Source organism: Herbaspirillum sp. meg3 (assembly GCF_002257565.1).
Classification (GTDB): domain Bacteria; phylum Pseudomonadota; class Gammaproteobacteria; order Burkholderiales; family Burkholderiaceae_D; genus Herbaspirillum.
In genome coordinates, this window is the sequence record NZ_CP022736.1 from 5,321,073 (window position 1) to 5,340,519 (window position 19,447).

The 19,447-nt window shown below is 59.4% G+C and carries 18 protein-coding genes; 12 read left to right on the forward strand and 6 right to left on the reverse strand.

Features of this window, described 5'->3' with window-relative positions:
- Nucleotides 1–8: 8 nt before the first annotated feature.
- On the reverse strand, nt 9–638 hold the full coding sequence (locus tag hmeg3_RS23935) for a DJ-1/PfpI family protein (protein ID WP_094565942.1): 630 nt from the start codon (nt 636–638) through the stop codon (nt 9–11).
- A 100-nt stretch (nt 639–738) separates the two neighbouring features.
- Here hmeg3_RS23935 and hmeg3_RS23940 point away from each other — a divergent pair, with 100 nt between their 5' ends.
- The 7 genes from hmeg3_RS23940 to hmeg3_RS23965 all read left to right on the forward strand — a co-directional run bounded on the left by hmeg3_RS23940 (nt 739) and on the right by hmeg3_RS23965 (nt 8,050).
- Nucleotides 739–2,073 carry a PLP-dependent aminotransferase family protein gene (locus hmeg3_RS23940; protein ID WP_094565943.1) on the forward strand — a complete coding sequence of 445 codons (1,335 nt, stop codon included), beginning with the start codon at nt 739–741 and terminating at the stop codon, nt 2,071–2,073.
- Nucleotides 2,074–2,229: 156 nt separating this feature from the next.
- Nucleotides 2,230–2,631, forward strand: a complete 402-nt coding sequence (locus hmeg3_RS23945) for a carboxymuconolactone decarboxylase family protein (RefSeq protein WP_094565944.1) — start codon at nt 2,230–2,232, stop codon at nt 2,629–2,631.
- Nucleotides 2,632–2,736: 105 nt separating this feature from the next.
- Nucleotides 2,737–2,937 carry a hypothetical protein gene (locus tag hmeg3_RS24855; protein WP_157739345.1) on the forward strand — a complete coding sequence of 67 codons (201 nt, stop codon included), beginning with the start codon at nt 2,737–2,739 and terminating at the stop codon, nt 2,935–2,937.
- A gap of 272 nt (nt 2,938–3,209) precedes the next feature.
- Nucleotides 3,210–4,286 carry a rhodanese-like domain-containing protein gene (locus hmeg3_RS23950; RefSeq protein ID WP_094565945.1) on the forward strand — a complete coding sequence of 359 codons (1,077 nt, stop codon included), beginning with the start codon at nt 3,210–3,212 and terminating at the stop codon, nt 4,284–4,286.
- Between the two features lie 94 nt (nt 4,287–4,380).
- Entirely contained in the window at nt 4,381–5,325 is a 945-nt protein-coding gene (locus tag hmeg3_RS23955) for a Na/Pi cotransporter family protein (RefSeq protein WP_094565946.1), read from the forward strand.
- Nucleotides 5,322–6,224, forward strand: coding sequence for a cupin-like domain-containing protein (locus hmeg3_RS23960; protein WP_094565947.1), 903 nt, complete (start codon nt 5,322–5,324; stop codon nt 6,222–6,224). The genes hmeg3_RS23955 and hmeg3_RS23960 overlap by 4 nt, the downstream gene beginning before the upstream one ends.
- A gap of 287 nt (nt 6,225–6,511) precedes the next feature.
- Nucleotides 6,512–8,050, forward strand: a complete 1,539-nt coding sequence (locus hmeg3_RS23965) for a methyl-accepting chemotaxis protein (RefSeq protein ID WP_094566535.1) — start codon at nt 6,512–6,514, stop codon at nt 8,048–8,050.
- A gap of 104 nt (nt 8,051–8,154) precedes the next feature.
- Here hmeg3_RS23965 and hmeg3_RS23970 read toward each other — a convergent pair whose 3' ends face one another.
- The 5 genes from hmeg3_RS23970 to hmeg3_RS23990 form a co-directional block, all read right to left on the reverse strand.
- Nucleotides 8,155–9,216, reverse strand: a complete 1,062-nt coding sequence (locus hmeg3_RS23970; protein ID WP_094565948.1) for a hypothetical protein — start codon at nt 9,214–9,216, stop codon at nt 8,155–8,157.
- 233 nt (nt 9,217–9,449) lie between these two features.
- Entirely contained in the window at nt 9,450–11,780 is a 2,331-nt protein-coding gene (locus tag hmeg3_RS23975) for a TonB-dependent receptor (RefSeq protein WP_232511791.1), read from the reverse strand.
- A gap of 221 nt (nt 11,781–12,001) precedes the next feature.
- Nucleotides 12,002–12,994, reverse strand: coding sequence for a FecR domain-containing protein (locus hmeg3_RS23980; RefSeq protein ID WP_198361746.1), 993 nt, complete (start codon nt 12,992–12,994; stop codon nt 12,002–12,004).
- Entirely contained in the window at nt 12,984–13,496 is a 513-nt protein-coding gene (locus hmeg3_RS23985; protein ID WP_198361747.1) for a sigma-70 family RNA polymerase sigma factor, read from the reverse strand. Before hmeg3_RS23985 ends, hmeg3_RS23980 begins: the two co-directional genes overlap by 11 nt.
- 115 nt (nt 13,497–13,611) lie before the next feature.
- Entirely contained in the window at nt 13,612–15,120 is a 1,509-nt protein-coding gene (locus tag hmeg3_RS23990) for an FAD-dependent oxidoreductase (protein WP_232511792.1), read from the reverse strand.
- A 32-nt stretch (nt 15,121–15,152) separates the two neighbouring features.
- Between hmeg3_RS23990 and hmeg3_RS23995 the strand changes: the two genes are divergently transcribed.
- The 5 genes from hmeg3_RS23995 (at nt 15,153) to hmeg3_RS24015 (ending at nt 19,331) form a co-directional block, all read left to right on the forward strand.
- A complete protein-coding gene (locus tag hmeg3_RS23995; RefSeq protein WP_094565951.1) occupies nt 15,153–15,635 on the forward strand; it encodes a MarR family winged helix-turn-helix transcriptional regulator in 483 nt (160 codons plus the stop codon).
- A gap of 153 nt (nt 15,636–15,788) precedes the next feature.
- A complete protein-coding gene (locus tag hmeg3_RS24000) occupies nt 15,789–16,307 on the forward strand; it encodes a YgjP-like metallopeptidase domain-containing protein (protein ID WP_094565952.1) in 519 nt (172 codons plus the stop codon).
- A 92-nt stretch (nt 16,308–16,399) separates the two neighbouring features.
- Nucleotides 16,400–17,224: an oxaloacetate decarboxylase gene (locus hmeg3_RS24005; RefSeq protein ID WP_094565953.1), complete on the forward strand. Its 825-nt coding sequence runs from the start codon at nt 16,400–16,402 to the stop codon at nt 17,222–17,224.
- A gap of 87 nt (nt 17,225–17,311) precedes the next feature.
- A complete protein-coding gene (locus tag hmeg3_RS24010; RefSeq protein ID WP_094565954.1) occupies nt 17,312–18,574 on the forward strand; it encodes a helix-turn-helix domain-containing protein in 1,263 nt (420 codons plus the stop codon).
- An 85-nt stretch (nt 18,575–18,659) separates the two neighbouring features.
- Nucleotides 18,660–19,331, forward strand: a complete 672-nt coding sequence (locus hmeg3_RS24015; RefSeq protein ID WP_094565955.1) for a PQQ-binding-like beta-propeller repeat protein — start codon at nt 18,660–18,662, stop codon at nt 19,329–19,331.
- The last annotated feature ends 116 nt before the right edge of the window (nt 19,332–19,447 follow it).

Consider the following 19,447-nt stretch of genomic DNA (forward strand, 5'->3'; position numbering starts at 1 on the left):
GCTTGTGTTTATGCTTGTCTTTGCGCTGCTACCACTGGCTCCGGCAGAAACTGCGCGATGTTCTCCATCATGCGCGCAACGTACTCGTCCTTCTCACCCACGGGCGCGACATAGTGAATGGCGCTTTGCGCGGCGTCGATTCCTTCCAGTCGCGCGATCACCCAGGCAGCCAGATAGCTTGACGCCAGACAGCCGCCTGCCGTGGCGAGATTGCCTCTGGCAAAGAAGGGCTGATTCAAGACTTCCACACCCGCCTCCTGCACCCACGGTTTGGTGGTGAGATCGGTGCACGCCGGTACCTTGTCGAGCAACCCGAGCTTGGCCAATATCAGCGTGCCGGAACATTGCGCGCCCAGCAGTTGCCGCGACGTATCCAGTTGCAGCCGCGCCATGATTTCTTCGCTGGCCACCACTTCCCGGGTTTTGATGCCGCTGCCGACGAGGACGGCATCGGCGCGTCCGGCCTCTTCCAGCGTGATATGGGATGCGATGTCAAGACCGTTCATGGAACGCAGGCGTGTGGTCGGCCCGGCGATGGATACGCGCCAATCCGGCTTCTTGATGCGATGGAGGATGCCGAAGGCGATCAGCGAATCGAGTTCGTTAAAGCCGTCAAAAGTCAGAATGCTGATATGCATGATGTGGTTTTCCTGTTCAAGTCCGCTGGTGATGAGGCATCATAGAACCCGCAGTCAGTACAATCAAATTATTGTCATGGATACATAGGACAGCCACAGCATGGCGCACGCCCGCTACAAACAACTGGTCGATCTCTTCGCCGCAGACATCCGCTCCGGCGTGCTCAGGCCGGGCACGCGCTTGCCGACACACCGCCAGCTCGCGGCAAAAGAAGGATTGGCACTGGTCACCGCCACGCGGGTTTATGCCGAGCTGGAGGCGATGGGACTGGTCAGCGGAGAAACCGGACGCGGCACGTTTGTCCGCGAGACCGCCCTGCCGCCCGATCAGGGCGTCGATTTGCACGCGGTGGCGGCGGGCGTGATCGATCTCAACTTCAACTACCCCTCCCTGCCCGAGCAAACCCGGCTGCTGAGCACGGCGTTGCGCCGGCTGGCGTCCTCCGGCGATCTGGAGGCACTGCTGCGCTACCAGCCGCATGCCGGACGTCCGCATGAACGCGCCACCGTGGCACACCATCTCACGAGCCGGGGATTGTCCGTGGCTGCCGAGCAGGTCTTGATTGTCAGCGGCGCACAGCACGGCCTGACGGTGACGGCGATGGCATTGCTCAATCCCGGCGATGTGGTGGCGACGGATGCACTCACCTATTCAGGATTCAAGGTACTCGCTGAGACGCAACGGCTGGAGCTGGCGGCCATTCCCTTGTCGGAACACGGCCCCGATCTGGATGCCCTGGAAAAGCTGTGCAAGAAGCGGCGCGTGCGTGCGGTGTACACCATGCCGACGCTGCACAATCCGATGGGCTGGGTAATGACGCTGGAGCAGCGTAAAAAACTGGTCGCGATCGCACGGCACTATGGATTGCTGATCATCGAGGATGCCGCTTACGCCTTCCTCGCGGAGAATCCGCCTCCACCACTCGCCGCGCTGGCGCCGGAAGCCACCGTGTATGTGTCGGGATTATCAAAAAGCGTTGCGACCGGATTGCGTGTCGGCTTCGTCGCGGCGCCGCTGCCGCTGGTGCAAAAGATCGAACGCGCCATCCGCGCCACTACCTGGAACACGCCCGGCGTCATGACGGCGATTGCCTGCGGCTGGCTTGAGGATGGCAGCATTGTCCTGCTGGAAGCGGACAAACGCGCAGACGCCCGAAACAGGCAAGCGATAGCGCGGAAGATCCTCAAGGGCTTGCCCACCATCTCGCATCCGGCGTCTTATTTTTTGTGGCTGCCGCTGCCGGAAGAAGTCCGCGCCGATCAGGTTGCGATGGCCCTGCTGCAAGAGAACGTCTCCGTCTCGACCGCTGAGCCGTTTGCAATCGGCGAACAGGTGCCGCATGCCATCCGGCTCGCGCTGGGGTCGGTGGAACCCGACGCATTGCAGACAGCGCTCAGGACCGTAAGAAAAGTTATCGAGGGCTATGCGTACTAGCAATGCGATCCGGATATCCACGGTGTTGCCAGGATAAAGTTCATCCACGAACGCTTGCTCAGGCACCACGTAGAATGTCCCGTTGTTGGTGATATGAAATCAGCAGACTCGGATGTCCATTCGAAATTTGACAGAGATCTTTACAAGGAGCCGCACATGGCAATGGTGAAAATGGTAGAAGATGGCGCTGCGCCAAAAGAGGTGCAGGCAGTGTTCGATGATATCAAGGCCGCACGCAAGTCCGATTGGATAAACAATTTCTGGAAAGTCCTGGCAAGCTCCCCTGCCACTCTCCAGCGCATCTGGTCCAACGTGAAGCAGGTGATGGCGCCGGGAGCCATCGATCCGCTGACGAAAGAGATGCTTTATATCGCGGTGAGCGTGACGAACAACTGCGAATATTGCATTCACTCACACACTGCGGCGGCAAAAGCAAAAGGCATGACCGACGAAATGTTCGCAGAATTGCTCGCGGTTGTCGGTCTGGCGAACGAAACCAACAGGCTGGCGAATGGTTACCGTATTCCGGTCGACGAGCAATTTATTCCGAAAGTGTAATGTCGGCGATGCTCTGGGGGGTGCGGCTGGAAATCTACCGGGTTCACTCGCAACGCGTCGGCCCGAGTGCACGGCTGTTAAGGGATTTTTTGCTGGAAACGGCAGATGAGAACGTTTAGAGAGAGCCCGCGTGATCTGGCGCAGGCCGACAGCACTACTTCAACGGCCTTCTGCCTCGGACCGGCAACATTTCTTGGCCTCGTACTCGGCGCGCAGCTGGATCAAGCGACGCTTGGCGAACTTTTGGCGCACGAACGCGCCCAGTCCCACGATCAGCAAGCAAAGTGCGGACAGCAGAACCCCTAGCAACGGCATTCCCATTTGATTCATCTTTCCCCCGTGGACCGGTATCCGGCCCAGCGATAAGCATTCTTTTGGGAACATTATACTCACCAGTTTGTTAGATTTGACAGCCTGAATTGCCTGAAAATCAATAATTTATCCGCGTTACAACACCTGCAAATCAAGCCGTCCACCACCCTGTCCATTCGATCGGATGCCGCGCAACCGGGTGCGTTTGCTATGATGGAAGCGTCGGTGCGACGCCGGCCTGCACCTATCCATTTTCTGAGTCTGCAATGATTTTTCGCCAACTTTTCGATCCGACTTCCTGTACTTACACCTATCTGCTGGGCGACAGTGGCGAGGCTTTGCTGATCGATCCGGTCTTCGAACAGGTACCGCGCGATCTGGCACTGCTGGAAGAACTCGGCCTGCGCCTGGTTGCCACGCTCGACACGCACGTGCACGCCGACCATGTCACCGGGGCCTGGCGCTTGCATGAACGTTGCGGCAGCCGTATCGCTCTGTCGGCAGCAGCCGCAGCCGATACGGCCCTGGTAAGCCAGCCTCTGGCGCATGGGGATCGCATCGGCTTCGGCAGCCGGAACCTGAGCGTGCGCGCCACGCCTGGCCACACTGGCGGTTGCCTGACCTACGTACTGGACGATCAGCGCATGGCCTTCACCGGCGACAGTCTGCTGATTCGCGGCTGCGGCCGAACCGATTTTCAGCAAGGCAGCCCGCAGCAATTATTCTCTTCCGTGCGCGAGCAAATCCTGACGCTGCCCGACGATTGCCTGCTCTACCCTGCGCATGACTATCGCGGTATTACGGTCAGCAGCGTCGCCGAAGAGCGGCGCTTCAATCCTCGTCTGGGTGGTGATGCGGATGTCGGCGACTTTGCCGGGTACATGAACAATCTGCATCTGCCGCATCCCAAACTGATGGATGTCGCCGTGCCGGCGAATCTGCGCTGCGGCAAACCCGATGGCGATGCGCCCACGCCCGCGACACCGGCATGGGCGCCACTGACATTGCGTTTCAGCGGCATCTGGGAAATTGAACCGATGAGCCTGCTGGAACACGCCGCCAAGGTGCAGATCGTCGACGTGCGCGAAGCACCCGAATTCGTCGACAGCATCGGCCACATCGCGGGGGCGCGTCTGGTGCCGCTGTCCGAACTGAGCAGTCGCCTCAATGAACTGGATCAAAGCCGCCCCGTCGTGGCGGTCTGCCGCTCAGGCGTGCGTTCAGCACAGGCCAGCGCACTGCTTGTCAAATCGGGTTTCACGCAGGTCGCCAATCTGGCAGGCGGCATGTTGAAATGGCGGAGCGAATCGCTGCCGGTGGTGTGCGACGGCGAGCGCAGTTGAGCTGACATCTTCATCTGGCGATGGGCAGCGTACGGAGTTGAAGGTATCCTGCCCTCAATCGCCAAACCATGACATCGTCCTTTCACACCATCCCATGAGTCATCTCCAATTCATCTTCGCGGCCATTTCCGCTGTAGTCCTTTTTCTCTACGGATTGCAAGGATTCAGTAAAGAGCTGCAAATGGCGGGAGGAGACAGCCTGCGCAAATGGTTGCCGCGTCTGACCGCAAACCGCTTTACCAGCTTCGGGATTGGCGTCTTTGCCACGGCGCTGCTGCAATCCAGCAGCGCGGTTACCTCGCTGACGGCGACATTGGTCGACGCGTCCGTGCTCAGCTTGCGCGCCAGCCTCGGCATATTGCTGGGTTCAAATGTCGGCACCACCGCCACGGCTTGGCTGGTGTCGTTCAAGCTGACCGGCATCGGCCCCATCCTGATTGTCGCCGGCACCCTGATCTCCATCGTGCCATGGCGTATCAGGCTGGCGGGCAAAGCGATTTTTTATTTCGGCCTGATCTTCTTCGCGCTTGATCTGATTTCGACAGAACTCAAACCCCTGAGAGACCAGGCATGGTTTTCAGCGATGCTGCTGAAGGCGGAAACGCCACTGATGGGCATGCTGATCGGCGCATTCTTTACCGCGCTGGTACAGTCCAGCAGCGTGACCACCGGACTTGCGATTGTCTTGGTTCAGCAAGGGTTTTTGTCGCCCATCGCCGCCATTGCCATCGTTGTCGGCGCCAACGTAGGATCGACATCGACAGCACTGATTGCCAGCATGGCGATGAACAGCGCCGCAAAGAAAACGGCGCTGGCGAATCTGATGTTCAATCTGGTCGGCGCAGTTCTTTTCTATCTGGCCATCCAGCCCGTGGCATCGCTGATCGGCAGCCTGACCGAAGCCAGCCTGGTCGTGGCAATCGTACATCTGCTCTTTAATCTCACGATTGCGGTGATCTTTCTTCCCCTCATCGGCGTGATCGAACAACGCTTGTATCGCTTGATGCCCGACCGTTCTCAAGCCATCGCCAAAGAATGACGCGATCTCAGCGATCTTTACCACCGCGACCGGAGTCGGCAGACGCCTCCCCTGCGGAGGCGCTCGCCCGGAAACAAGTACGCGAGCAAAAAGATGCCCTCGTTCGCGGCGTTGCATCGATACCAGACATGCGGGAGGCAATCAAGCATGCCAGTCGCAATCTGCCGGCCATTTCCGCGGTACCGCGTATCAGCGTGCCGAAGTCTGCAGACTTCTTGCAGCGCGCAGCGGAGGGGCTGCCATTCATCATCACCGGGCTCGTCGGCAAATGGCCGTTGTCTTCTCTGACGCAGCAAACGCTACGCGACAAATTTGGCGGGATGCATGTGCGCGCGAGAACCGGCGACTACGTCAATACCGCTTTCGCACCCGACCGGGCAATGCAGGACATGTCTCTGCTGACCTATCTTGATCTCGTCACCAACAGCGTGCAGGACTTGCCGCCTTATGTCGGCAATCTGGAAATGCGCGAATTGAATACGCTCTGCCATTGGCCGGGCTACTTCAAAAAGATGGGACCGCCGCGCTTCTGGCTTGGCCCGTCGGGAACGGTAACGCCGCTGCATTGCGACTATGACGATAATATTTTTGCGCAGATCTGGGGCAGCAAGCGCATCTTCCTGTCGCCGCCGCATCACGATGAATTCCTCTACCCGCGCGAGGCTAACGCTATCTTGTTCGGCTCGCCCTTCAACCCCGAAGCGCCGGACTACGAACAATTTCCGTTGGCTCGCCAAGCCGGCATGATTGAATGCATCATGCAGCCGGGCGAGCTGCTGTACGTTCCCGCAGGCTGGTATCACCAGGTGCGCGCGCTGAGTTTTTCCTTGTCGGCCAATCGTTGGGCCAGAGGCTTGCCGTTGGTATTGAAGGACGATGTTTCGCTGAAGCCCGGTTAGCTTCGTGAGAGTCCAAAACGACGTCGACTCACTGTAGCCAAAAATATGCGAGATCTCTCACTGTTTCATCAGCATGCGATGGTGTTCGTGTTACGGCTATCTACCGTTTAGTTCCTCACAGCGCCATTAGCAAGGGCGCACTCGTCAGCGTATCGATCGGCGTATTAGAAAAATCGAAGCAATACCCTTTTTATTGCATTTTATTCGATGACTTTACGGTACATTCTGTAGACCGTATTAGTCAAATAACGACAGAAGAACAAGTGTTCAAATCGAAGGGGAAGTTCGTGAAATTACGTACAAAAATTATCTTGCTGTGTGCACCGACCTTGCTCGGGATTTTGATCATCGCCATGGTCTCGCTGAACACCTTGAAGAACACCATGCTCGATGAACGAGAAGCGCAGCTGTCGTTGCTGGTCACGCTGGCGAAGGCGTCGCTGGAAAAAGTTTACGGCATGGAGCAAAGTGGAAAGCTGACGCGCGAACAGGCGCAGGCTCAGGCCAAACTGATCATCGGCAGCTATGCCAAGGATCAGAATTACTTCTTCGTACGAGGCTATACGGATGACGTCAATTACGTCCACCCCAATCCCAAGCGCGTCGGCATCCAGGACAAGACAGCCAAGGAAGATGGCGACAGGTATCGCGCCGCTTTAGCCGGTCGCGAGATCGGCATTTTGCAAGCGGTGGGTACACGTCCCAACACGACCGAAAAGGTGCAGAAGCTCTATGCGGTAGTCAAGTTTGAACCGTGGGACTGGACTGTTGGTTTCGGCGCGTATATCGATGACATCAACAAGGCCTTCTATCACAATGCCCTGATCCTGCTATTAATCGGCGTGGCCCTGATGTCCGTGATTGCCGCCATCGCCGCCTACATGCTGCGCTCCATCCTGAGGCAATTAGGCGGTGAACCGGCCAATGCCATGGGCATCGTCGAGCGCATCTCCAAGGGGGATCTGTCGGTGCAAATCAGTCTGCGCGGCAATGACAGCAACAGCCTGCTCAAATCGATCAAGTCCATGCGCGACAACTTGTCCTCGATGGTTACCGGTGTACGCACAGGCACGGATACCATCGCGACCGCCTCCAGCCAAATCGCTGCCGGCAACCTCGACCTGTCATCACGCACAGAACAGCAAGCCAGTGCCTTGGAAGAAACGGCATCGTCGATGGAAGAACTCACTTCCATCGTCCGTCAGAATGCCGACAATGCGCGCCAGGCGAACCAGCTTGCGGTATCCGCATCCGGGGTCGCAAGCAACGGCGGCATGGTGATTGAGAAAGTGGTCGGCACCATGGCCGAAATCAACGACTCGTCGCGCAAAATTGCCGACATCATCGGGGTCATTGATGGCATCGCTTTCCAGACTAATATCCTGGCGTTGAACGCAGCAGTCGAGGCGGCGCGCGCCGGTGAACAAGGAAGAGGATTTGCCGTCGTGGCCTCCGAAGTACGCACCCTGGCGCAACGCAGCGCAAGTGCGGCGCGCGAAATCAAGGCCTTGATCGAAGACTCCGTCAACAAGGTCAATACCGGCTCTTCACTGGTGGCGCAGGCAGGTACGACCATGCAGGAAATCGTCACCAGCGTCAAACAAGTCTCGGACGTGGTCGCAGAAATCAGCGCGGCAAGCCAGGAACAAAGCTCGGGAATCGAAGAAGTTAACCGTGCCATCACGCAGATGGACGAAGTGACTCAGCAGAATGCCGCTTTGGTGGAGCAAGCCGCTGCGGCTGCGGCCTCCATGCAGGAACAAGCGGCCAACCTGGCGCAGTTGATGAGCCGGTTTGTGCTGGAAGAAAAGGCCGGTCAGCATTGAGGCCAATACGTTCTCTCCCGATGCTGGTACCGATGCCTGCAATGCGTAAGCTTAGTCTGCAATCCCGCGAACGACCGTCGTGGGATTGCCTCCGGTAAGCTTCATCAAACCCGCCAGGCCCCATCCCGATACACCAGCTCGTCATCAAGATAGACCGCCTCGGTCACCGCAAACACGTCAATGTGATAGCGCGCTGTCGTGCGTCGGATATTGGGCTTGCTATAGACCCCGTGTTTGGCGCCGAGGGAGAGATGGATGCCGCACATCCGCTCGTAGGTGCCGATGTCGTCGACCATGCGCTCACGCGAGAACGCGCGGTTCATGCCGAAGCCAAGTTCGCGCAGCCATACTTCTCCTTCGTCGGCCCGGATCTTGTCCAGCACCTGGTCGAAGTCCGGCGTGGAATCGATCACCTCGCTTACCCGGCCTTTGGTCACTACCAGGGTAATGGCTTGCTCGGGCTTGTTCACCCGGAATGAGGTATCGCCGAAAACAAAAATACGCACGCGCCCGTTCACCGCCTCCAGATCCTGAGATTCAGTGAACACCTCACCGATGGGAAACTGGCCGCCGACGTTGTTCATCTCGCTGTAGTCGCCGATGTTCAGCTTTGCCGATTCGAAAGGAGCGCCAAAGACCAGACGTTCGCCACCGCTGTCGACTACGCCGCTGCGTGCGCGATCGATACGCGCCTTCAGTGCAGTGCCCACGTCGCGGTAATACGCCGGGTCATAGGCCAGCGACTCGATATAGTGATCGGCCTGCGGTCCGGGCATGCGCGATAGATGGGGATGTTCGACAACCTTGAGCGAGCGCTTGAAGAGCTCGACACGCAGGCGAAACGCCTCCAAACGGAAGTTGGTAGATTGAATCAGTATCACCAGATCGCCTGCCGCAAGCGTGGCAAATGCGGCCAGCACGGTGTCCGGCGTGACCGCATCAAAATCGATGAAACGCGCTGTCGGCAAACAGCGCCGGTAGGCTTCCGTCAAGGCAACCGCGAGATCGCAGCGCGTATCGAATACCACCACGGCAGCATGCGAGGGCGCATGCTCGATCGCAATGCTGAGGATATCGTGCAGATGCTTTTGCGCCATATCGACCGACGCATTGGCGATGGCGCCGAAGGACTGCGTAGTGATTTTTTGATTGTCTATTGGGTACATCGTCAAGGGTCAATTTGTCGCGTCAGGAAGTCGTGGAAAGGCGCGTTATTTCCTGCCAGGCCTGCATTTTAATCGACATTGGACGGCGTCTTGCAGGCCGGGCCTTGCTGGCAGGAAAGTACGTCTCAGCGACGCGGACTGACAGAGGTGATGGTTCCAGCAATACTTCCAAAGAAAAACGCCCGCAAACATCGCGGGCGTTTTTTTGCGCTGCTGTCAATGAGTCAATGACATCAGAAGTCAACTTGCGCTGACAGCACGAAAGTGCGGCCGGATGAGGTGCCGACATATCCGTTCTGCATCACCCAGTAGTTCTTGTCGAACAGGTTTTCGATGTTGGCGCGATAGGTCACGACCTGGCCGGCGGTCTTGGTGATGTAGCGGGCACCTGCATCAACGCGGGTCCACCCCGGTACCTTCAGTGCATTCGTGTTGTTGTACCACATGGAGCCGGTGCGGGTAACACGGGTGTTCAACGCCAGTCCTTGCAGCCAGGGCGTATCCCAATCCAGGCCCAGGTTGAAGTTGTTGCCCGGCACCGCGCCGACTTCCTTGCCGTCGGTTGCGCCGCCTGCGGTGTGCGATTGCACGGTATCAAAGAAAGTGGCGCTGGCGTTAAAACGCAGTCCTCGCAGGATCTCGCCGTAGCCCGCCAACTCCAGACCGCGGATGCGCGCGCGGCCATTTTGAGTGGCGTATGTCAAGCCGTTGATGACCTCGGTGGAGCTGTTCTTTTGCTCAATCTGGAACACGGCGGCAGTGGTCGTGACGCGCCCCCAGTCGACCTTGGCGCCGGTTTCATATTGCTTGGACTTGGACGGTGCGAAAGCCTGACCTGCGTTGGCATATTGGGCACCGGCAAAGCCGCCGGCTGTCAGTGCCGCCGTATAGTTGGCGTACAGAGACAGGCTTTCGACCGGTTTGACGACAACACCCAATACCGGCGAAATGGCTGTCGTGTTGGAAGTCTGTGAAGCGGTCGTCAGGCTGTGGTTATAGACCTGCTGGCGACGCAGGCCGGCGCTGATGCGCAAGCGGTCGTCGAACATCTGCAGCGTATCGGTCAACGCAAAGCTGGTCAGACGGGTCTGACTTTGTGGCGTTTCCGTGCCACGGGCAAAGTTGATCGCGCCCAGCGACACCGGCGTATACAGATTCGACGTCACGCTTGTCGGCGACATCTGATAGAAGTAGTCGGTCTGCTGATCGAGCATGTTGGCGCCCGCGATCAGCGTGTGCTTGATGCCGCCGGTGTTGAAGCGCGTGCGCAGGCCGACGTCCGCTGAGGTGGAGGTCACCTTCTGGTCGTAGTAACCGTTGGTCACGCTGGTAGCGCCCTGCACTGTCGTGATCGTCGCTCGCGGGAAGTTCTGTGCCGACTGGGCCACGTGATAACCGACGGCGCCGTAGGCGGTCAGCGTGTCGTTGATGTCAACTTCCAGACGGGACGCAACTGCCTTGTCGTCCGACTGCATGGTGTTGCCGGGATACAGGTTCGTCTTGCCCGACGGTGCATCCGGTACGGAAGTCAGGCCGGTTCCCAGGCTGAACTGTGGACGGAAGTTACGCGTGTCTTCGTGCTGGGTGTAGGCATCCAGACTCCAGCGCACGCGGCTGCCGTTGTAGTCGAGACCCACCGAACCCATGCTTTGCTGCTGGTTGCTGCCGGACAGGCCGGTGTTACCGTCGGCGTACAGCGCATTGACGCGGATACCCCATTCCTGGTTCTCACCGAAACGACGGCCGATGTCGCCCTTCAGGCCGAACTGTGAATTGGATAAGTACGTCGCCGTCACGCTGGAAATCGGATCTTCGTGCGCACGCTTGGAGACCAGATTGACCGCCCCGCCGACACCGCCGGCCGGCCCCATGCCGTACATCAGCGTGCCAGGCCCCTTCAGTACTTCGATGCGCTCCACCATCGCGATAGGCATGCGGGTCAGCGGCACCATGCCGTACAAGCCATTGAACGCCACATCGTTGGCCGACATCGTGAAGCCGCGGATCTGATAGCTGTCACCAAAGCCACCGTTGCCGTTGGTGTTGCGTACGGAGGCGTCATTGGCGATCACGTCGCCGATTGCGCGCGCCTGCACGTCTTCGATGCCTTGGGAGGTGTAGTTGGTGGTGCTGAACGGCGTGTCCATCACACTGGCGGTACCCAGCACGCCCAGACTACCGCCGCGCGCGACCAGGCCACCGGCATAGGGTGCTGTGGGATCGGCGCTTTCGGTGAGCGTGACGGTGGGCAGTACCGCATTGCTGTTGCTACCGGTTGTCGTCGTCGCAGCCAGTGCGTAGCCGCCGTCGGTGTTTTTCACCGCTTGCAAGCCGGAACCGGTCAGCAGCGTGGCGAAACCTTCGGTTACGGTATAGCGGCCGGACAGGCCGGTGGTCTGACGGTCATGGGTCATCGCCGGATCGAACGAGAGCAGGACGCCGGCGCGGCGGGCGAAGCTGTTGAGGACGCGGTCCAGCGGACCGGCTGGAATGTCGTAAGCCTGGCGCTGATTGTCGGCGACTTGCGCTTGCAGGCTTGCCATCGGCATGGCGAAGGCAGCCATTACGGCCAATCGGGCCAAGGTCGGGCGAGATGGAAAACTGGATGAGAGGCGGGCTGAAAAGCGGGAACGGGTCAGGGTATTCATACGGTTTTAAAGTAATTGGCAAGGGTGCTACCAGGTAAACCGAACGAGCCGCTAAAACCTGCAGAAGAAATTGAAAAAATTTTCGAGTTACTTATTTCCGGCCTTGCTCTGACCTTCTCCGCCTTTAAGTCTCGTGCTTAAGTCTTGTCCCGTGGACGCAACGTGATCCAGTAAGCAGTGAAGGTGTCGATTTGCACCGGCAAAGTCCGCCCGATTGCGGCCAGGATGCGTGCAGGCTGGTCGAGGGGAAATACGCCCGAGATCGGCAAGTTGGCGATGGCCGGATCGCAGCGCAGCTTGCCCGGCATGTTGCGATCCAGTTCAGCTACCAGTTCGCCCAGCGGCATGCGGTCGGCCACGATGAAGCCATCGGTCCAGGCCACGGCATCTTCATTGGCCGGCGACAAGTCACCGATCAGTCCCTGTCCGTTGAACAAGCCTTGATGTCCGGCGTCGATGCGAACGGCTCGGTGGCCGCTGGATATACCGGCGGGCTGGAATTCCACCGCACCTTCGAACACTGCGATCCGCATGCCGGCCTCGCTGTCGCGCACCTGGAAACGCGTACCAAGCGCGCGCGCCTGGCCCAAGCGGGTATGAACCACGAAGGGGCGATATCCGCGATCGTTTTCCTTCGCCGTGCTAATCAGCACTTCGCCTCGGTGCAAGCGCACTACGCGGCGTTGTTCGTCAAAGGCCGTATCGATGGCGGTGGCTGTATTGAGTTCCACCGCGGTGCCGTCGGCCAGCACCACGCGCCGATGCTCGCCGGCTTCGGTGGAGTATTCGGCCATCAACGCCGACCACGGGACGACATCACTGCCACCGGCGACCAGCACGCCGACGCCCATGGCTACACACAAAGTCTTCAGGGCGAAGCGGCGGTTATGCCGGTGCCGGGTATCGCCTGCACCGATGCTGCCGTGGGCCAGCGCGCGAGGCAACGTCGCAATGCGGTCACTGAGCGATTGCAGCCGCTGCCAGGCCTGCTCGTGGCGTGCTTCTTCAGCACGCCAGCGGCGGCAGGCTTCGCGTTCTTGTTCGGTGGCCGCGCCGGATTGCAACTTCACCATCCAGTCGATGGCAGCCATCACGACGTCGTCGCCCTCGGCGAGGGAATCATTCGCCATACTGGACGCGATAACAAGCGAGGAAAGCGCGCTTCATGTATTGCTGCACTGAACTCAGAGAGACTTCCAGACGATTGGCAATTTCGGCATAGCCAAGGCCATCCAGCTGAGACAGCAAAAAGGCGCTGCGCACCTTGGCCGGCAAAGCGGCCAACATGGCATCGATTTCGTTGAGCGTTTCCAGTACCATCATCCGCGCTTCAGGCGAAGGGATGTGCTCGGGCGGCAATTGCGCCAGCATATCGAGGAAGGCCGCTTCCAACGCACACCGGCGGAAATGATCGATCATCAGTCCGCGGGCAATGGTCGCCAGGAGAGTGCGCGCTTCTTCCAGATAGAAGTCGCGGCGCGACATCATGATCCGTACAAAGGTATCCTGGGCCAGGTCGGCCGCGAGTTCCGGATTATCGGTGCGGCGACGCAGCCAGCCCAGCAGCCAGCGATGATGGCCGGTGTAGAGGCCAGCCATGTCTTGGAAATGGGGACGTACGGCGTCGGTCATGACGACAGAAAATAATGAGAATGGTTCTCATTATAATCGGTAAAGCCATTCACGCCAACGTACCCACAGGCTCAGTTGTTTTTTGCGAACATCCCGGTACCCTGCTTCCCGGACATCACCCGCCTACGCGAAAGAGGTAATTCCTTAGTGCCTCCAGATTGTCCGATGACACAATCGCGCCGATATAACCATCAGGTCGCACCAGCATCCACTCACCTTGCTCAAGCCCATATGCATCGTGGAAATGGCCGTCACAATCCACCAGATTTCCTCCGGGCCCGAAGAGATGCACTTGCAGATCCTTAGCCTCCGAGAGGTGAATGGCCGGTGTATGGAATCCGATCAGCGTCCAATGTGTGCCACGCAATAGCTCGAAGAGACGTAGCCGCGTCCCGGAGGTCGTTGCGACAGGAGCGTCCGGTGCGCGCGCTCCTGCTACTGCTCGCGCCCCGTGCTGGCGCGCAGGTGCTTCCAATGCCAGCGTTGACCACGGATAACCCAGGTCGAGTTGCTGCACTTCCCGTCCGCGACGCATTTCTCCACGCTTGGCTTCTTCCAGCAATCTGGTCGACAAACCCAGCATGGATTCGGCGATCGGACGCCGCTCTTCTTCGTAGGTATCGAGGAGTGTGTCCTCTGCCCCCTTAAGCACGGCAGCCAGTTTCCACGCGAGATTGTAGGCATCCTGAACGCTTGTATTGAGGCCCTGCCCTCCAGTCGGCGGGTGAACATGCGCCGCGTCCCCGGCCAGCAGGATGCGGCCGGCACGATATCGTTGCGCCAGTCGTGCATGCATCTGGAAGGCCGAGGCCCAGCGGACGGCGGCCACCGTGATGTCCGTACGGCCGGTACGTTCCTGCACCATTCTTGTCAAACCATCGGCAGAGAGATCGGGCTCTTCGTCTCCTGCCAGCGCTGCCTGCACCTGGAACAGATCGGTCCCGGCCAGCGGGCACAAACCGATTTGCCGCTCTTGCGCCCCGCCACTGAAGCGATGCCAGACGTCCCGGCTCAGACCTTGCAAAGACACATCCGCGACCATCGCTCTCGCCCCCAGCGTCTTGCCGGGGAAGTCGATCTCCAGCAGATTGCGCACGAAGCTGCGCCCGCCATCCGCTGCAACGACATAGCGTGCGCGCAGCAGTTGCTCGCTGGATTTGCCGGTGATTCGCGCGTTGACGCTCTGCTCTTCTTGTTCAAGTCCAATCAGTTCGACACCGAATTCCACCTGATGCCCGAGTTCGCCAAGCCTGGTCCGCATCGCCGCTTCGGTCAGAAACTGCGGCACCATCCAAGGCATCAGATAGGGTTCTGAAGGCGTCGGCGGTCTTTGCTCGGCTGTCGGAGAATCGCGCCAGCTGCCGTCTTCCTGGTACTCGCGCTGCGGCGGATAGGGGCCGCCTGCCGCCATGATCTCTTCAAGGATGCCCAAATCTTCAAAGATCTCCAGAGTGCGAGGCTGCAAGCCTTTTCCTCGCGAGCCATGAAAGGGAGCCTCCATTTTTTCGATGATCCGGAAAGGGATACCTCGTTGCGCCAGGACAAGTGCCAGCGTCAGGCCCGTCGGACCTGCTCCACAGATCAATACATCAGTTTCATTGTTCATCAGCATTATCGGCCTCATAAGTGTAATATGCACATAATTTAGGAGAGTGTATGTCAATAGATAAAAATGTGCAAGATGCACATATATCGTCGCAACTCAAGGTTCTGCATGGATCGTTGATCAGCATCGCCAGTGCGATGAACCGGCCTCAGCGCGATGAGGCGATGATCAGGGAGGCAGGTATTCCTCTGGATCGGGCGCTGTTTCCTCTGCTCGTCGGGATAGAAAAGCTCGGCCCCATCGGCGTGGTCGAGATCGCAGATCGCGTCGGACGGGACTACACCACGGTCAGCCGCCAGGTCTCGAAGCTTGAAGAACTGGGATTGGTGCGCAGAGAAAGCAGCGCTGCCGATCGCCGGATCCGCATGGCGTCGATCACCGCCAAGGGCAAGGGAATGACCGATCTGGTCGATGCCGCACGCGAGCGCATGGGCAGAAAAATTTTTGCATCCTGGGAGCAAACCGAGATGGATGACCTGGTACGTCTCATGCGCAAGTTTGCGGACGCGCTGGACGCGTTGGATGAACACTGAGCTTTGCAAAGTGCGCTCAACAAACACGCATGGCAGAACCGCTATCAGACTGGTCCTGTCTGTCTGACGGCGACTTCTGCTGTGGTATATTTCGCGCCATCCTGAGCGCAGCTGCCTCCCTGATCATCCCTTACTGATGCATTCCCCGTCTTCATGTCATCGCTGAAGTACCTGAGCGCTTATTCAGAACAAACCCGCGAACAAGTGTCGCAACTTCTCGCGCAAAATCGCCTGGGCGAAGTGCTGCTCAAACGCTATCCGAAGGCGCATGGGCTGCGTACCGACAAGGCGCTGTATCAGTACGTTCAGGACCTGAAGACCGAGTTCTTGCGCAACGCAGAACCGATCAACAAGGTGGAATACGACAGCAAGATTCACGTGATCAATCACGCGCTCGGTTTGCATACGTCGATTTCGCGTATTCAAGGTGGGAAGTTAAAAGCCAAACATGAAATTCGCGTCGCCACACTATTCAAAGAAGTGCCGATTGAATTTCTGCGCATGATCGCCGTCCACGAGCTGGCACATAGTAAAGAGAAAGAGCACGACAAGCCTTTCTACAAGCTTTGCTCTTATATGGAGCCGAACTATCATCAATATGAATTCGATCTGCGCCTCTATCTCACGGAGCTTGATCACTCCGGACGGCGTATCTGGGGCGCAGAGAAATAAGGGCGCATGAGCATGCCGCTCCGGCTCCCGGATGAAAAGTCGTCGTTTCATTTTTTGATTCTTGTTCATTTCTTGTCTGACAGGAGCTTGCCATGCCATCAACCATCGCCGAACGGCGAGCCACTTTCCGCGCCCTGCACACGTCGGGATGTTTCATCCTGCCCAATCCCTGGGATACGGGAAGCGCACACTATCTGGCGAGTCTTGGGTTTAAGGCCCTGGCGACAACCAGTTCCGGATTTGCCTGGTCGACCGGCCGTGCGGACAACCATGTAGTGCGCGACGATATCCTCGCGCATCTGGCGCAGATCGTCGCGGCGACCGATTTGCCGGTGAATGCGGATTTTGAAAACGGTTTTGGATCAACGCCGGATGAAGTCGCGCACAGTGTGACGTTGGCAATTGCCACCGGGGTTGCCGGCCTGTCCATCGAGGATTCGACCGGCGATCCTGCGGCGCCCCTGATGTCGATTGATGTCGCCGTCAGCAGGATCGCTGCGGCACGACGTGCTATTGATGAAAACGGTGGAGATACCTTGCTGGTTGGTCGCGCCGAGAATTTTATTGTTGGCCTGCCTGATCTGAACGATACCTTGGCGCGCCTGAAGGCTTATGCCGATGCGGGAGCCGACTGTCTTTATGCACCCGGTATTCACACGCGTGAGCAAATAGAAGCGGTGGTCGCGGCCGTGTCGCCAAAGCCGGTCAATGTGCTGATCGGAAGTGTGTCGCCTTTTACGCTGAAAGAGATTGCCGATATGGGCGTTCGCCGCGTCAGTGTCGGGGGCGCGTTGGCGCGGTCAGCATGGGGAGGTTTCATGCTTGCCGCGCAAACGCTGGCAGAAGGCCGCTTCGATGGTTTTGCCGGAGCAGCATCCGGCGCTCGTCTGGATGCGCATTTTCTCGGCAAGCAGTGAAACATGCTGCATGGTGCATGGTGCATGCAGCACCCATAGGATTGGGGAAGCCTCCGCGCGCGTAACGCCGCGGTGTATTCTCTCGCCATGGATTCCCTGATCGCCGCCTCTGCGCGTGCGCTCGCCGCCGGCGATGCGCTTGGCGCCCTCAAACACGTCGCCCTGCGCGACGACCCGCCTGCGCTGGCCTTGCGCGGCATCGCCATGGCCCAGCTAGGCGAGCTGTTGCGTGCACGCGAGTTGTTGCGCTGCGCTGCGCGGGGCTTCGGTGCACATGAAGAACTGGCGCGCGCCCGCTGCGTCGTCGCCGAAGCCGAAGTCGCCCTTGCCGAGCGCGACATCGGCGGTTCGCCGCGTGCCTTGACGGCGGCGCTGGCAACACTGGAAGCCCATGCCGACCGCGCCAATGCTTTGCAAGCGCGATTGATCGCGGCACGCCGGCTGTTGCTGCTGGGCCGTCTGGAGGCAGCTGAAACCGCGCTGGCGCAACTCGATACGCGCGGGCTGTCAGCATCGCTGGCTGCCGTCGCTGAACTGACGATCGCGGAGCTGGCCTTGCGTTCCTTACATGTAGGCCGGGCACGGCAAGCACTTGCCCGCGCACAGGAAGCCGCTCGCCAGGCACGCGTGCCTGCGCTGCTGGCGGAAGTCGCCGATATGCAAGCCACACTGGACCGTCCCGCGGCCCGGCGGCTCTGCGCGGATGGCGAGCAAGCCTTGCGTCTGGACGAAGTTGCCGCGCTGCTGGCCCCTGCTTCCCATACCTTGGTCGTCGACGCCTGCCGTCGCGGCATCGGTGCCGGAGTCAGTATCGGCATGGGCGTTGGTGCGGCCTGGCAATCGCTGGCGCGGCGGCCGATACTATTCTCGCTGGCGCGTGCGCTGGCGGAAGCGTGGCCGGAAGAAATCGGGCGTGAGGCCTTGATCGCCTGCGCCTTCCGCACCCATGATCCCGATGAATCGCACCGGGCGCGCCTGCGCGTCGAGATCGGCCGTCTGCGCGCGCTTGTCGCGACGCTGGCGAAGATCGAGGCAACGCCATGTGGCTTCATTCTCAAGCCGCTCGATGGCCGTGCCGCGACGGTATTGCTGCCGCCGATTGATGGCGAACAGGCATCGCTGGTGGCGCTGCTGTCCGATGGCGCGGCATGGTCGACATCGGCGCTGGCGCTGGCGCTTGATGCCAGCCAGCGCACAGTGCAACGCGCACTGGCTGAGCTGGAAGTCGAAGGCCGGGTGCGCTCGATCGGACGGGCGCGCACGCAACGCTGGTTGTCGCCGCCCTTGGTTGGAACCACGGCAGGATTCACGACAATCTTGTTACTCCCCGCTACGCTGCCAATGGAATAAAGTTTGTCCTACGTTGTTTTGCAGCGCTGATGAACGGCGCACACCACCGCATACCACGACAGACAAGAACCTGAAGGAGCCGATGATGACCCGGAAGAACCGCCAAGCTGAAGTAGCAACCCAACCTGCCGACATTGTGCGCGAATACGGCCCCTTCCCCGGCACCGACCGCGTGGCCGGCGTAACCCACGACGGCAAGCAAGTCTGGGCCGCCACCGGTGCCGCCCTGATTGCCTTCGATCCCGCCAGCGGAGAACCCACGCGCACACTCACGCATCCCTGCGATGCCGGCACCGCCTTCGACGGCACCTATCTCTACCAGATCGCCGAACAACGTATCGACAAGATCGATCCTGCCACCGGTGAAGTGCTCGCCTCGATCCCGGCGCCCGGGCACGGCAACGACTCGGGGCTGACCTGGGCCGAAGGCAGCCTGTGGGTGGGCCAGCATCGTGATCGCAAGATCCATCGCATCAATCCCGCCACCGGCGCCATCATCCGCACCATCGATTCCAACCGTTTCGTCACCGGCGTGACCTGGGTTGACGGCGAACTGTGGCACGGCACGTGGGAAGCCGAAGAAAGCGAACTGCGCCGCATCGATCCCGATACCGGCACCGTGCTGGAAAGGCTGGAAATGCCGCCCGGCACCGGCATCAGCGGACTGGAATCGGACGGCGCAGATCTGTTCTACTGCGGCGGCGGTCTGAGCGGCAAAGTGCGCGCCGTGCGTCGGCCGAAGGCTAGCGGCTCCTGAGCGCATGCCATCCGGGCGCAGACATGTTCTGCTGACGCCCTTTTCATTTCATCCATCAACAACGATCTCATCCGCCGCGCGGCAGGATCGTGCACGTCACTTGCAATCTCTTTTTT